The 14,146-nt window shown below is 63.6% G+C and carries 14 protein-coding genes; 8 read left to right on the top strand and 6 right to left on the bottom strand.

The features are described 5' to 3' along the window. Nucleotides 1–5 precede the first annotated feature (5 nt). The 6 genes from HY836_RS17290 to HY836_RS17315 are packed head-to-tail and all read left to right on the top strand — an operon-like array spanning nt 6 to nt 5,074. Nucleotides 6–830 carry an NAD(+)--dinitrogen-reductase ADP-D-ribosyltransferase gene (locus HY836_RS17290; RefSeq protein ID WP_290678659.1) on the top strand — a complete coding sequence of 275 codons (825 nt, stop codon included), beginning with the start codon at nt 6–8 and terminating at the stop codon, nt 828–830. Then, nucleotides 823–1,776 carry an ADP-ribosyl-[dinitrogen reductase] hydrolase gene (gene draG, locus HY836_RS17295; RefSeq protein ID WP_290678662.1) on the top strand — a complete coding sequence of 318 codons (954 nt, stop codon included), beginning with the start codon at nt 823–825 and terminating at the stop codon, nt 1,774–1,776. Before HY836_RS17290 ends, draG begins: the two co-directional genes overlap by 8 nt. Next, on the top strand, nt 1,773–3,470 hold the full coding sequence (locus HY836_RS17300) for a SagB/ThcOx family dehydrogenase (protein ID WP_290678665.1): 1,698 nt from the start codon (nt 1,773–1,775) through the stop codon (nt 3,468–3,470). Before draG ends, HY836_RS17300 begins: the two co-directional genes overlap by 4 nt. Beyond that, a complete protein-coding gene (locus tag HY836_RS17305; protein ID WP_290678668.1) occupies nt 3,467–4,294 on the top strand; it encodes an ankyrin repeat domain-containing protein in 828 nt (275 codons plus the stop codon). The genes HY836_RS17300 and HY836_RS17305 overlap by 4 nt, the downstream gene beginning before the upstream one ends. Before the next feature lie 58 nt (nt 4,295–4,352). Then, nucleotides 4,353–4,790 carry an Ohr family peroxiredoxin gene (locus HY836_RS17310; protein WP_290678671.1) on the top strand — a complete coding sequence of 146 codons (438 nt, stop codon included), beginning with the start codon at nt 4,353–4,355 and terminating at the stop codon, nt 4,788–4,790. 44 nt (nt 4,791–4,834) lie between these two features. Then, nucleotides 4,835–5,074, top strand: a complete 240-nt coding sequence (locus HY836_RS17315; RefSeq protein WP_290678674.1) for a hypothetical protein — start codon at nt 4,835–4,837, stop codon at nt 5,072–5,074. A gap of 4 nt (nt 5,075–5,078) precedes the next feature. Here HY836_RS17315 and HY836_RS17320 read toward each other — a convergent pair whose 3' ends face one another. The 3 genes from HY836_RS17320 to HY836_RS17330 form a co-directional block, all read right to left on the bottom strand. Then, on the bottom strand, nt 5,079–5,597 hold the full coding sequence (locus HY836_RS17320; RefSeq protein ID WP_290678677.1) for a hypothetical protein: 519 nt from the start codon (nt 5,595–5,597) through the stop codon (nt 5,079–5,081). 75 nt (nt 5,598–5,672) lie between these two features. Next, nucleotides 5,673–6,860: a thioredoxin domain-containing protein gene (locus HY836_RS17325; protein WP_290678680.1), complete on the bottom strand. Its 1,188-nt coding sequence runs from the start codon at nt 6,858–6,860 to the stop codon at nt 5,673–5,675. A 147-nt stretch (nt 6,861–7,007) separates the two neighbouring features. Then, a complete protein-coding gene (locus HY836_RS17330; protein ID WP_290678683.1) occupies nt 7,008–8,546 on the bottom strand; it encodes a DUF2779 domain-containing protein in 1,539 nt (512 codons plus the stop codon). A gap of 142 nt (nt 8,547–8,688) precedes the next feature. Here HY836_RS17330 and HY836_RS17335 point away from each other — a divergent pair, with 142 nt between their 5' ends. Then, nucleotides 8,689–9,333 carry a glutathione S-transferase C-terminal domain-containing protein gene (locus tag HY836_RS17335; protein ID WP_290678686.1) on the top strand — a complete coding sequence of 215 codons (645 nt, stop codon included), beginning with the start codon at nt 8,689–8,691 and terminating at the stop codon, nt 9,331–9,333. Here HY836_RS17335 and HY836_RS17340 read toward each other — a convergent pair whose 3' ends face one another. The 3 genes from HY836_RS17340 to HY836_RS17350 all read right to left on the bottom strand — a co-directional run bounded on the left by HY836_RS17340 (nt 9,334) and on the right by HY836_RS17350 (nt 12,576). After that, nucleotides 9,334–9,690 carry a hypothetical protein gene (locus tag HY836_RS17340; protein WP_290678689.1) on the bottom strand — a complete coding sequence of 119 codons (357 nt, stop codon included), beginning with the start codon at nt 9,688–9,690 and terminating at the stop codon, nt 9,334–9,336. 2 nt (nt 9,691–9,692) lie between these two features. Continuing rightward, entirely contained in the window at nt 9,693–11,408 is a 1,716-nt protein-coding gene (locus tag HY836_RS17345; RefSeq protein WP_290678691.1) for an ATP-binding protein, read from the bottom strand. A 205-nt stretch (nt 11,409–11,613) separates the two neighbouring features. After that, complete coding sequence (locus tag HY836_RS17350) at nt 11,614–12,576, bottom strand: DMT family transporter (protein ID WP_290678694.1); 963 nt, start codon at nt 12,574–12,576, stop codon at nt 11,614–11,616. A gap of 178 nt (nt 12,577–12,754) precedes the next feature. Here HY836_RS17350 and HY836_RS17355 point away from each other — a divergent pair, with 178 nt between their 5' ends. Then, the gene (locus HY836_RS17355; RefSeq protein WP_290678697.1) at nt 12,755–14,143 is read left to right on the top strand and encodes a phosphomannomutase/phosphoglucomutase; all 1,389 of its coding nucleotides are present in this window, start codon (nt 12,755–12,757) and stop codon (nt 14,141–14,143) included. Nucleotides 14,144–14,146 lie beyond the last annotated feature (3 nt).

Genomic DNA, 14,146 nt, shown 5'->3' on the forward strand with positions numbered 1-14,146 from the left:
GAACCGTGAGCCATGTCGAGCACCCTCACACCTGGTACACGACCAATCTGGTTGGCATCCCGGCGCATGTGCTCGCCAGCACGGAATTCAACGCCCATCCGGTGGCGCTTCACATTGTGGGCACGCGTGAGGCGCACGCCGGCCTGTTCGCCTTGCTTGAAACCAGCCGGGATGCCCAGGAGGCCAGTGAGATGTTCATCCACTACCTGAGCCTCGCCTTTGGCCTGCAACCTGCGCAGGACCCTGCTTCGCCATCAGAGGCGCGGCGTTGGCGCGCCAGCTACATCAAGCTCTTGCAGAGCTGGGGTGTCGACAGCAACGGTGCCCCGGGTGCGGTGCTCAAGGGGTGGGTTGAAAGCCGTTTCGGCATGGTGCCGTGTTTTCATCAGGCGAGGCTGGAGCGTTTCCCTTCACCAGCCTGGGTGCGGTACATGGAGGAGAAGGCTTCCAGTCGCTTTCACAACAACTGCATCTACCAGCAGCTGGATCTGCTCTACGAATACTGTCAGTGGGCCTTGCGTCGTTTCAAGCCTTTTGGCGAGTCAGGCCACGTGGCCTTGTGGCGCGGCATCAACCACTGCGAGGAGCAAGTGGTGCAAGGCGAGCTGGGCCCCGGGCGGCGGCATCTGGTCGTGATGCTCAACAACCTGGTGAGCTTTGCCCAGCAAGTAGAGCAAGCCGAGTGTTTCGGTGACTGGTTGCTGCATGCGCAGGTGCCGCTGGTCAAGCTGCTGTTCTATCCGGGCTTGCTCAGCCAGGTCCCGCTCAATGGCGAAGGTGAAGTGCTGGCCATAGGCGGGCAATATGAGGTGGAGGCCCGCCGTGCTTGAACTCAAGGAACGCCTGCCCGGACGTGTGCCTGTGGCCATGGGCCGGGCCCGCCTGTTCGATCACGCCCTGGGTGCCTACCTGGGCTTGGCCTTGGGCGACGCGCTGGGTGCGACCGTCGAGTTCATGACGCCACGCGAAATCCAGCATCACCATGGCGTGCACAAGGAGATTATCGGTGGTGGTTGGCTCAAGCTCAAACCAGGGCAGGTGACCGATGACACCACGATGAGCCTGGCGTTGGGCGAGGCCTTGATCCGTGGCCATCGCGAGGGACGGCCCTTCGATGTGGGGCTCATGGCTGAGGGCTTCGTGAGCTGGTGGCGCAGCAAGCCTGTGGACTGCGGCAACACCTGCCGGCGCGGCATCATGCGCTATCTGGCCGATGGCAGCCTGCAAGGGCCTGCCCATGATGGTGATGGTGGCAACGGCGCCTTGATGCGCAACTTCCCCGTGGCACTGGCCACGCTGGGGCGTCCCGACATGCTGGTGCAGGCTTCGATTGACCAGGCCCACATCACGCATCACCATGCACTGTCTGATGCGGCCACGGTGGCTTTCGGGCGCATGCTGCATGAGCTGTTGTGCCAGGCCGAGCCGCAGCAGGCCTTGCCGGCATGCCGCGGCATCGCCGATGAGCTGGTGGCGCGCCATCCCCAGTTCAACTTCGTGCCCTATCCGGGGCGTGCGTCTGGCTATGTGGTCGACACCGTGCAGACGGTGCTGCATCACTTCTTCAGGACGCCGGATTTCGAATCAGCCGTGCTGGGCGCGGTGAACCAAGGCGAAGACGCCGACACGACAGGTGCCCTGGCCGGCATGCTGGCGGGGGCCCTCTGCGGCGCGCAGGCCTTGCCCAAGCGGTGGCTCAACAAACTCGATCGCGGGGTACGCATGGCCATCACCGATCAGACCAGCGCCTTGCTGGCATTGGCGCTTGCATCATGAGCACGGCACAGGACACGGTGCTGGCCTACCACCAGCGAACCAAACACCAGCCGCAACGCTATGCAGCGGGGCCCGAGACGCTGGATTGGGACGCGCAACCGAGCCCGTTTCGCGAGTGGGCCGGATCGCCCTTGACGAAGTTGCCCCTGGTGGCTGACGAGTTGCGGACGACCTGGTCTCAGATGGATGATCCGGTCGGCCTGCCACCACATGCCATGAGCCTGGCCTCGGTGGCGTGCCTGCTGGAACTCAGCTTCGCGCTGACGGCCTGGAAGCAGTACGGGCCGGACAGGTGGGCGCTGCGGGCCAATCCATCCAGCGGCAACTTGCATCCGACCGAGGTGTACGTCATCGCGGTGGGCGTCTCTGGGCTGGCGGATGGGCTGTATCACTATGCGCCGCGAGAACATGCACTGGCTTTGCGTGCGGGCTTTGGCGCTGTGCAAGGGGCGTCGATCAAGGGGCCTGCGCTCTGGATCGGCTTGAGTTCCATCCAGTGGCGCGAGGCCTGGAAGTACGGTGAACGCGCGTTTCGCTATTGCCAGCTGGACACGGGGCACGCTGTGGGCGCGTTGGCTTATGCCGCAGCAGCATTGGGGTGGCGCACGCGTGTGGTGGCCGAGCCGGGCTTCACCGAGCTGGCCACCATCATGGGGCTGGACCGAGACAGTGACTTTGGCCTGGCCGAGCGCGAAGAGCCGGAGATGCTGATTCGCGTAGCGTTGGCATCAGAGCTTGACTCGGACCTTGGGCAAGGTGAACTGCCACCTCCGCCAGCGGGCGAGTGGCACGGGCAGGCCAGCCGACTCGACAGGCATCCCATGTACCGATGGCCCGTGATCGATGAGGTCTCTCGTGCGACCCGAGCGATGGCAGCTGACAGGGCGCAACTGGCACACGCTGCATCGAACATGAAGTCCGCCAACCCGCCTGCTACCTGTGAGGCCTCAACGGGCACCACGGCACCCACGAACCATGACGCGCTGGCATCCAGCGTCATTCGCGGTCGCCGCAGTGCCCAGCACTTTGACAAGCGTGCCACCATGCCCCTGGCGGTGTTCCTGCGCATGATGGCGGCCTTGATGCCGCACAGGAGCCTGCCGTTTGATGCCTGGCCCCAAACCGCCAGCGTGCATGCCGTGGTGTATGCCCATCGGGTCGATGGCCTGGCACCCGGCGCTTATGTCCTGGCGCGCACGGCGCAAGGTGAAGCAGCCTTGCGTGCGGCCATCCACACTGCGCCGGACTGGGCGCGGGTGCTGGCCGGCGGTGGGGCGCTGCCTCTGTGGTGCATCGCGGCGCATCCCGCGCTGGCAGGCACCTTGCGCACGCTGAGCTGCCATCAGGCCATTGGCAGCGATGCCTGCTTCGCCGTCAGCCTGATCGCCGACTTTGCCGAGCCCGTGGCCCGTCAGGCCAGCGCCTACCGAACGCTGTACCAGGAGGCGGGCCTCATGGGACAGGTGCTCTACCTGCAGGCCGAGGCCGAAGGCTTTCGGGGCACCGGCATTGGCTGCTACTTCGACGACGCGGTGCACGAGCTGCTGGGCATGAAGGACCAGGCCATGCAGGTGCTCTATCACTTCACCGTGGGTGTACCCATGGTGGACGCCCGCATCGTGACCGAGGCGCCCTATGCCCATCGCGCGCCGGTTGCCATCCCATCACCTGGTCAAGAGGTACCCACAACATGAGCTCGACACAAGGATTCCAACGATTGCGCGCCGGTGAGTTGGCAGATTGGCTGAGTGCCCATCCCGACGCCTTGATTCTGGATGCCCGCGATGAACGCCACCATGCACTGGGGCATCTGAATGGCAGCGTCAGGCTGGATGGGCGCAATCACGAGCGTCTGCTCATGCGTGAAAGCAAGACCCGGCCTGTGCTCATCTACTGCTATCACGGCAATGCCAGCCAGACCTATGCCGACATGTTCGTTGACTTCGGTTTCGCCTGTGTGGCCGACCTGATGGGTGGGTGGGAGGCCTGGATGCAAAGCGGGCCACAGGCCAGCACGGCGGAAGCCGCAGCAGGTGGGCGCAGCACGAACCTCGATGAGGCCGTGCCACCCTTTCTGCAGACCTGGCTGAGCGACCACGAGTTCGAACACATCAACGAGGCAGGGGCACATGGCAACACGCCCTTGATGGAGGCTGCCTGGCGCGGAGAGACCGCCATCGTGCAGGCCCTGATCGACCTGGGTGTGAACCTGCATGCCACCAATGGTGACGGCAACAATGCCTTGTGGCTGGCCTGTGTGTCCAACGATCCCGCCCTGGTCATCCTGTTGGCGCAGGCCGGTGTGGCCATCGACCACCTGAACGCCACCGGCGCGACCTGCCTGATGTACGCGGCGTCCAGCAGCAAGCCCGACATCGTGCGGGTCCTGCTGGCCTTGGGGGCTGATCCGCTGATCCAGACGCAGGATGATTTTTCTGCGCTGGACATGGCTGCCAGCCTGGCGTGCCTGCAACTGCTGCGCTCTGCCACCAAGTCAGCCAGCAAGGTGACTGCGTGATTGGTCGTGTGATGCGCATGTGTCTTTTATTGTTGAATGACCTTCCAAGGAGCCCCACATGGATCTCGTCTACAAGGCACAAATGCTCACCCAGGGTGGGCGCACCGGCACCATCCAGAGTGACGATGGCAGCTTCAAGCTCAAGCTGGCCGTACCAACCGCCATGGGCGGAAAGGGCGATGGGCCGAACCCCGAGCAGTTGTTCGGCGGCGCCTTTGCCGCGTGCTTCGAGCAGTCCATACGCCACATTGCCAAGAAGGGGCACGTCCCTTTGAAGGGGTGTTACGTCGAGGCCGATCTGTCGATGTACATCACCTTTGAAGATGCCTACCGCATGGCCCTGAGCCTGACCGTGCACATGGCCGGGCCATTGGACCAGGATGCTGCCGACAACCTGCTGGAGCGGGCCCGTGGCATCTGCCCCTATGTGGACGCCACCAAGAACAACGTGAGCCTCACGCTCAAGGCTGTGCTGGACACGCCCGTGACGGCCTGATCACCGATTCGCCATTCAAACCGAGAGACCGAGGAGACAAGACCATGAGCACACCCGAAGGATTTTTTGTGGACTGGGACGGCAACCTGCGAAAGACCACAGACCCTGGCACCGGCTTTGTGTGTGAAGTTGACTTGATGGCACGCTATGTGGGCGTGAAGACACCCAAGGGCATCCTGATGCACGAGGCTACCTTCTACAAGGACCAGGCCGCTGTGGACAAGGCCGGCATCAAGACGCAATTGGTGCCTGGCAGCCAACCCTGGGGCAAGCCGGACCTTTGATGCGTTACCGCAGCGCGGCGGCGGCCTGCAGCAAGCGCGTGTGGCTGGCGGGGTCCTTGCGGGCCGACAGTGCAAAGGCCTGCACACAACGCGCGGCCGCCGTCACGTAGCGGGACTGCGGCGCCAGCTTGTTCAAGGTGATCAGCGCCAATGCCGCCGTGCCATTGCCCGAAGGTGTCGCCGTGTCGATGCCGGGCTTCATGCGGAAGAACAGGGCGGGCGCGTCCGACGGCGTGAAGTAGAAGCCGCCCTCGGCAGCATCTTCAAACCGATGGAGCAGTGTGTCGGCCAGCACGTGGGCAAAGCCGATGTCCTGCGGCTGCGGGTCAGCCTCGTGGACGGCCAACAGCGCTTCGAGCAGGAAGGCGTGGTCGTCCAGGTAGCCGACTTGCCCAGCCTGGCTCCACAACTGGCCCTGGTCCGTCCAGCGCGTCTGACGCAGAAAGTCCAGGGTCTGCCGCGCGAGGTCTATCCATGGCTGTTGCTGGCACAGCTTGCCTGCCCGGGCCAGTGCGGTCACCATCAGGGCCGTCCAGCTTGTCAGTACGGTGTCATCACCCTGGGCGCGTTGACGCTTCTGCCGCTCCAGCAGGAGCTTCTACCTGGTGGCCACGATGAACTCGTCCACCAGCTTCAAGGGCCGGTCCAGCAAGCGTGCGAGGTCTTCTGCAGGGCGCGCGATGGTCAGATGCCAGCGGCTGCCTTCCACATTGGGCGGGTCGATGAGGCCCCAGTGTGCCGAGCAGACATCCCACTCCATCGGCTTGAGCGCGCTTCGAATGGCCTCGCGCTCCCAGGTGTAGTCACCCCCTTCGCGTCCTTGCTGATCGTCGGCGGCTTGCGAGGCCAGGAAGCCCCCTTGGGGGTGGCGCATCTCGCGGTCCAGCCAGGCCACGGTCTGATCGACCACGCGTGCAAACAGGGGCTCATCGGTCAGGGCATAGGCCTGGGCATACAACTCGATCAACAAGGCGTTGTCGCACAGCATCTTTTCGAAGTGCGGCACGTCCCAGCGGGCATCCACGCTGTAGCGGAAGAAGCCGCCGCCAATCTGGTCGAACAGCCCACCCTGGGCCATCTTGCGCAAGGTGTGCAGGGCCATGTGGCGCGCGCTGTCGTCGCCTGCCTGGCCTTTGGCCAGCAGGAAGGCCAGGTCGGTGGGATGGGGGAACTTGGGTGCGCCGCCAAAGCCACCGTGTGTGGCGTCGAAGGCCACGGTGAGTTGTTGCAGCGCCTGTGCGTCCACACTGGCGTTCATAAGTACGCCCTCGTGAGGCCTGGCCCGTTCGGTGTTCATCCGATCAAGCAGGGCCTGATCCTGCCTGACCAGCGTCTCGCGTTTGTCAGTCCACACGGTGCTGACGGAAGTGAGGATGTCACGCAGCGCGGGCTGTTCCATTTGCGGTTCGCGCGGGAAGTAGGTGCCGCTGTAGAAGGGGATGCATTGCGGAGACAGGAAGATCGTCAGGGGCCAGCCACCGCCGCTGCGGCGCAGGATGGTGTGTGCAGCCTGGTACAGCTGATCGAGGTCAGGGCGATCTTCACGGTCGACCTTGATGTTGACGAAGCCTTCGTTCATCAACTGCGCGGTAGCAGGGTCAGAGAAGGACTCCCGGGCCATCACGTGGCACCAGTGGCAGGCGTTGTAGCCGATGGACAGCAAGATGGGCTTGTCCAGTTCACGCGCCTTGGCCAGGGCCTCTTCGCCCCATGGGTACCAGTCCACAGCTTGTTCTGCATGTGCCAGCAGGTAGGCCGATGTTTCCTGGTTCAGTCGGTTGGACATGGCATCGGCCTTTCGCTTGATGTGCAGATGGTCTGTCGGCTTCACCACAAAGCCGACAAGCGCAGGGGCATCCGTGCGGTCCAGGCTGTTCGAGCAGGTTCTGTGCCTTCCACGGTTGGAAAGTCTCAGTGAGTTCGGTGGGGGTGCTCAAGGCTTCGTGCGCGCTTCACTGAAGCGGCGCACGAAGCCACGTAAGGCGGTGGTCTGACGCTGGCCATAGGCCAGCAAGGCTTGCCTCAGGCTGTCCAGTTGTGCCTGCCCCAGCACGCCTTGCAATGACAAGGCAAACGCCTCTTGCGCCTCGGTGATGCCCTGCCAGTCGAATTGATCGGCCCGGGTCTCGGGTGCCAGGGCGTGCACGATCGACTTGAAGGACCAGGATCCGCACATATCAGGGTGATAGTAGTGGGCGCGCGCCACCTGGAACAGGTCCACGATGCGGGGCTGCAAGGCTTCCAGTGCACTGGCAAGGTCATCAAAGGCGGTGGCCAGTTCCCGCAGGCGGTTGCGCTCGAAGCCCGCGTTGTAGGCGAAGATGGGGCCTGTTGTGCCCAGTACCTCGATCAGTGACAGCGCGAACGCCCGTCGCGGATCACCTTGCTGTGTGGCCAGAAAGGCGTGGTGTGACAGCCGGCCATCGGGTTGTTCGACGTCGCACGTCCACTGGAAAGGCATGATCTGATAGGGCCGGGTTCCCGGCCAGCTCGGCAAGGCAAAGCCAATGGTGTCGATGCGCAGTGCGTATCTGGGATAGGCCATGGTGGCGATCAGATCGGCGACCTCCGGTTCCATGATGGGCCGCCCCTGCTGGACCGCTCGCACGGCGCGACGCCGCCGCTCGTCGGGCAGTTCATCCAGCGACACCGTGCGCACGCTGATGTGACCCAGCTCGCGCAACTCGCCTGCCAGCTCCCGGCCGACCAGATCCAGATCGGCCGGGTCCTTTCTGCCATGACCTGCTTCAAGTTGGCCGCAGTGCCGGACGAAAGCGCAAGGCGAGGGCGTGTGGCAAGGCGCTTCATCGGGTGGAGCAGGTTCTGTATCACGTTCGCAGGCCCGCATGGCCACCAGCCAGTCGGGCACCGAGCGCGAGCCCAGTACCGGCATCAATTCCACTTCTCTGAACAAGCCCGCATAGCAGCCCAGACCTGGATACACGAAATCGGTATCCACCAGCATGAGCCCGGCGCTTTGCACGCGCAGGCCGTTTCGTGCGGCCACATGCGTCCACAAGGCCACCATGTCGACGTCCCGCTCGTCACCCACCGTGGCGTAGCGGACCTTGAACAGACGCAGGCCGTAGGGGCCAGCCGCCAGCACGTCCACACGCACGCGCACACCTTCGTTGCTCTCCAGGCAAGCACCGAGAATGGCGCGGCCCTCGTCTTCCCTGACGCCCGCCAGCCAGCCCTCGGCCAGAACAGCGTGGGTGCGGGCAATGGCCTGCAACCAATCGGTCTCGCTTTGAGGGGTGTCGATGACGATCGCTTGTGGGAAAGTGGCGCGCAAGGCCTGATCTTGTGCGGCAGGTGAGGCGTCCAGTCCTTTGCCTGATGCAGCACCTTGCATCAACAGCGCCTCGCTTGACGGTTCGACATGGCGTTGCAGCCAGAAGCGCCGCGAGCAGGCCAGCCAGCGTGACAGGTCTTCGTGCGTATAGGGCTGGGATGACGTGGTGGAGGACATGGGCGCAAGCAGGTGCAGGAAGACCGTCGAACAAAGCCGACAAAGCTGACAGGGGCGACACAAGGCCGACCTCGTCGATGCGTGTTCATGCAGGGAAGCAAGCAGCGTGCGGGGTGTCACGCATCTTGCAAGCAGGCGAGCCATGATGCTCAAGTTCTACATGACGCCGGGATCGTGTTCCACCGGCATCCACATCCTGCTGGAAGAGGTGGAGGTCCCTTTCGAGGTCACGATCCTGAATCTGCCTGCAGGCGATCATCGGCAGCCCTGCTACCTGGTCATCAACCCCAAGGGCACGATTCCGGCGCTCATGTTGACGGACGGCCATGTGCTCACGGAGTTCCAGGCCATTGCCTATTGGCTGGCGCGCACTTATCCGCGCAAGGGCTTGCTGCCTGAAGATCCCGTCAAGGCGGCCACGGCCATGGAGCTGATGGACTATGTGGTGGGCACCATCCACGGTCAGGGCTACACACGCATCTTCACCACGGACACCTATCTGCCTCCTGGCCTTGCAGAGGATGAAGCGCAGCGCTGGCGCAGCGCAATGGAGGCGCGAGGGCAGGAGATCGTCGATCAAGGCTTCAAGGTGATCGAGGCCCGCTTGTCTGACGAGGGCTATGCCGTTGGCCCCAGGCTGTCCATTGCGGACGCAGCCCTGTTCTATGTGTTCTTCTGGGCCGATCGCATCGGCCTGCCTTTGCCGGAGCGGTGCGCCGAGCTCTACCAACGTCTGCGCGCACGCCCCGTGGTGCGTCAGGTGCTGATGGAAGAAGGCTATCGCTGATCAATAACCCATCTCGAACCACACCGGGTTCTTGCGACGCAGTGCCTGCAGCAGCCCCATGGTTTGCGGCACCAGTGCGCTCACGGCGTACCAGATCTCGCTGCGGCGAGGCTGGATGCCATGGCGCAGCTTGTCGTGCAGCACGGCCCAGCCGTTCCAGTCCACCTCCATGAGGCGCTGGTGCAAGGCCGGCGTGAAGTTGCCCATCGTGTGCGCCATGATCAGCAACTGCGCTTCCACAGCCCGCAAGGTCAGGGTGCTGGCGAAGAGTTCATCCTCACCCTGCATCTCCTTGATCAGCTTGCCGATCGACAGGCCCGTGTCCATCACGATGTCGTAGAGCGAACGGTTGTACATGGTCAGGCCTCCACCTTGTCCGTATCGAGCGCAGGGTCCAGTGCTCGGAACATGGCGCAGCGTGCGAACACGTTCAGCGTGGGCTGCAGTTGCTTGTGCTGGCAGAACTTGGCCACCAGTTTGCTCAAGCCCTTGATGTCTCGCCCGCTGGCTTGCGGGTAGATCTCGGCCAGCTGGCGCACCATCGCCGCATCGAGGTCCAGGTTGAACTGTTCGGCCATCACGCCCCAGATGCGTTCGCGTGCCGCCAGGTCGGGCGCGTGGTAGCGGATCAAGGCGATGCAGCGCGACACGATGGCCTCGTCGATGTCATCAATGCGGTTGGTGGTGAGAAAGAGCAGGCCGTCGAAATACTCCAGCACGCGCAGGAACACCCCCACCACCGCATTGGCCGTGATGTCATCACTGCGCTTGCGGATGTAGACATCGGCCTCGTCGATCAGCATCACGGCCCCCCAACGCTGTGCGCGGGTCAGCGCCTCTTTCAAGGCACTCTCCATCGCGCTCACACTCAAGCCCAGCTGGCCGGAGTGAACGCGGTAAAGCGGGCGCCCCGTGACCTCGCCATACACCTCGGCCGTGAGCGTCTTGCCCACACCGGGTGGGCCGGCGCACAGTACGGTCGTGCCGCCGCTCTTGCCGGCGATCACGTCCTCCTGCAGCACATCCATCTCGGCCGTCAGGATGTCGATCAGTTCGGTCTGCTCGGAGGGCAAGACCAGCTTGTGCTTGAGCTCAGGCTGGTAGCGGTAGAGCTCGACATCATCGGCATGCACCCACAAGTGCTGATGCAACTCCAGATGGAAGAGAAAGAGGTAGGCCTGAACGGGCAAGGCCTTGAACAGATGGGCGGGCAGGGAGGCATCCAGCGCCTTGACTTCTTCTTCGTAGTCGAAGTCGCTGCTTTTGGCAGCCCTGCGCAGGTAGGGGCCCAGGATGTCCCCAGGGGATTCCAGCCCCACGCCGCGCGGCGGCAGGATGCCTTCGTCGTTGACCAGACGAGCTGCACCGCCGCTGGCGCTGAGCACCACCTGATCCTTGCGGCTCCAGTCCGTGTCGCGGTGTGTGGCCGTGGGATCCTCTGCGATGAAGCCCATGCCTTCGCCGGAGAACTGCGTGCCATAGCGCCCGCGCCATTCGAAGTAGCGTGCGGCAGAGGTGTCATAGGCGGCCAGCAGCGCGGGTGTTTCCTTCAGCAGGCCCTTGGCGGCGAGGATCTCGGCAATCGTGTGGCCGGGCAGATCCCCTTCGGTGATCCGCAAGGATTGCGAGATCAGATTGGCTCGCGCATGGGCCTTGAGTTCGACCATGACCTTGCCCAGCTCCTCTGACGAGCCTTGCACATAGTCGATGCGGGTCGGGACCCAGGCCAGTGGCTTGCCATCCATATTGGCCGCAAACAACCAGCCGCGCTCGGCGCCTTCAGCCAGATAGCGCACCAGTGCCGGTAGCACCGCCTCCAGCGAATCCCCTTGCTTGAAGCGTTGGGTTTCGCAACGTTGAGCGGCCACCAGGGCACGCAATTGCGCTGCGCGCCCGGCCAGCACTACACCGGCTTCTTCATACAGCCTGGCCAGGAATTCCAGTGCCTCCAGCGGCAGGCTGCGCGAGCGCAACTCGATGCGGTGGCCAAAACGCAATTGCGTCTGCAGGCCGTCCAGTTCCGGAAAGCGATCGGTGAGCGCCAGGACATCCGGGCGGTCGAGTTGCAGTTTCATCGTGGGCCTCACAAGCGACGAACATCGCTTTCATTGCGAGACCTGTGCCAGCCCTGTCAGATCGGCAGCGATGAGCCAAATCAATGACTTGCATGCGTATTGGCATCCATGCCTGTACGTCACATGGCGTGTGGATCACGACAAAACCGACATGTCGTCGGCGTCGCCCGAGCCGAGCTCAGGGCAACTGCGGCTCAAGTGAGATTCAAGTGCGCCCTGATGCCGGCGATGCAACGCTGGAATCATTCCTAGGCGTAGGCAAGGCTGCGCCCTGGTTGGACAGCCACGTACCCAGCAGGATCAGGCCAGTGCTGCCCACCATCATCAACGTGATGCGTTCGTCCATGAACAGCGCCCCCCAGAGCATGCCGAACACGGGAATCAGGAATGTCACGGTCAGTGCCCGGCTGGCACCAATGCGGTCGATCAGTCTGTAGAAGATCAGATAGGCCACGCCGGTACACAACAAGGTGAGCGCCAGCAGGGCTATCCATGCCTGTGTGGACACCGCTGCCCAAGCACCCAACACCGGTGCCGCCGTTGATGTGGCGGCCTGCGCGGCAGGTGGGCCTATCCACAGCGCTGGCGCGATCAGCACGATGCTGGCCATGGTCAGCGTGCCCGCGCAGTTGGTGAGCGGGCTGAGCTCACTCAGGAAGCGCTTGTTGTAATGCACGGCAAAGGCATACATCAGGGTGGAGCCCAGCGCCAGCGCCGCGGCCCAATGTGCATCGGGTGCTGCGAACTGATGGCCGTCAGCCGCCAACAGCGCCACACCCACAAAGCCCAAGGCCAGCCCGAGCGCCCGCATGAGCGAGAGTTTCTCGCGGGCCCAGAGCCAGCCCACCAGCGCACCCCACATCGGCGTGGTGGCATTCAGGATGGACAGCAAGCCGGAAGGCAAGTGCCGTGCAGCTTGCCCCAGCCCCATGAACGGCAGAATGCAAGACAGAAGCGCCGCGCCCAGCAGTTGGGGCGCGTGCTGCCGCAGGGCGGGCCCCTCACGGCTGAGCAGCACCAGAGGCAACAGCATCAGTGCGCCCCCGGTGACGCGGAAGGCCGCCACGGCCAGCGGCCCGACAGCTGGTGAGGCCACGCGCAGAAATAGAAATGAGCCGCCCCATATGGCGGCCAGAAACAGCAATTCGATCAGATCCCTGGGTTTCATGCGAGTCATCCTACCCGGATCATGCAAGCCTCGCCGGTCACCTCGATTCACGGGGGATTCGTGGCGGTTTTGGGGTTGAATGGGCGGATCTGTTGCCCGAATTCACCATCTGACATACACAGGTCCCTAAAATCGCGGTTTTCGGGTACCGCCCAACTTATTCAAGCGAAGGATCACCATGCAAGTCGCCGCATCCATCTTCAAGGCCTATGACATCCGAGGCGTCGTCGGGCAGACCTTGAACGAGGCCGTGGCCGAGCACCTGGGTCGTGCCTTTGGCACCGAGGCGCTCAAGCTGGGCGAAAAGGCCGTGGCCATTGGCCGTGACGGCCGCCTGTCTGGCCCTTCACTGAGCGGTGCGCTGATCCGCGGCCTGCGTTCCACTGGCATCAACGTGATCGATCTGGGTGCCGTGACCACCCCCATGCTGTATTACGTGGCCGCCACGCGCGCCTCCGAGGGCTGCCACAGCGGCATCCAGGTGACCGGTAGCCACAACCCCAAGGACTACAACGGCTTCAAGATGGTCCTGGCCGGCCGCGCCATCTATGGCGACGACATCCAGGGCCTGCGCCAGCGCATCGAAAAGGAAGACTACGCCACCGGCGCGGGCAGCCTGACCGAAGTGAACGTGCTGGACGAGTACACCAAGCGCATCACCGGCGACTGCAAGCTGGCTCGCCCCATGAAGATCGTGGTGGATTCGGGCAACGGCATCCCCGGCGCGTCGGCGCCTGGCATCCTGCGCGCCCTGGGCTGCGAAGTGATCGAGCTGTTCTCTGAAGTCGACGGCGACTTTCCCAACCACCACCCTGATCCTTCCAAGCCTGAGAACCTGGCTGACCTGATCAAGGCCGTCAAGGAACATGGCGCCGAACTGGGCCTGGCTTTTGACGGTGACGGCGACCGCCTGGGTGTGGTCACCAAGGATGGCAACAACATCTTCCCGGACCGCCAGATCATGCTGTTCGCCAAGGACGTGCTGTCGCGCGTGCCTGGCGCCCCCATCATTTTTGACGTCAAGTGCAGCCAGCGCCTGGCCGTCGCCATCCGCGAAGCCGGTGGTGTGCCCACCATGTACAAGACCGGCCACAGCCTGGTCAAGGCCAAGCTCAAGGAGCTCAACTCGCCCTTCGCCGGCGAAATGAGCGGCCACATCTTCTTTGGCGAACGCTGGTATGGCTTTGATGACGCCACCTACACGGCCGGTCGTCTGCTTGAAATCCTCAGCAAGGTGGCCAACCCCAGCGCCGTGCTGGACGCGCTGCCCACCAGCTTCAGCACGCCCGAGTTGAATGTCGCCTGTGCCGAAGGCGAACACCACGCCGTGATCGAGAAGCTGCGCCAGACCGCCACTTTCGAAGGTGCCGAGCTCACCACCATCGACGGCCTGCGCGCCGACTACCCGGATGGTTTCGGCCTGGTTCGTGCTTCCAACACCACCCCTGTGCTGGTGCTGCGCTTTGAAGGCCAGACGCCTGAAGCACTGGAGCGCATCCAGAAGCACTTCATGGCCCAGATCCTGGCCGTCAAGCCAGACGCGCATGTGGGCGCTTCGGCGCACTGAAGC

Source organism: Aquabacterium sp. (assembly GCF_016234775.1).
In the GTDB taxonomy this organism is placed as follows: domain Bacteria; phylum Pseudomonadota; class Gammaproteobacteria; order Burkholderiales; family Burkholderiaceae_C; genus Aquabacterium.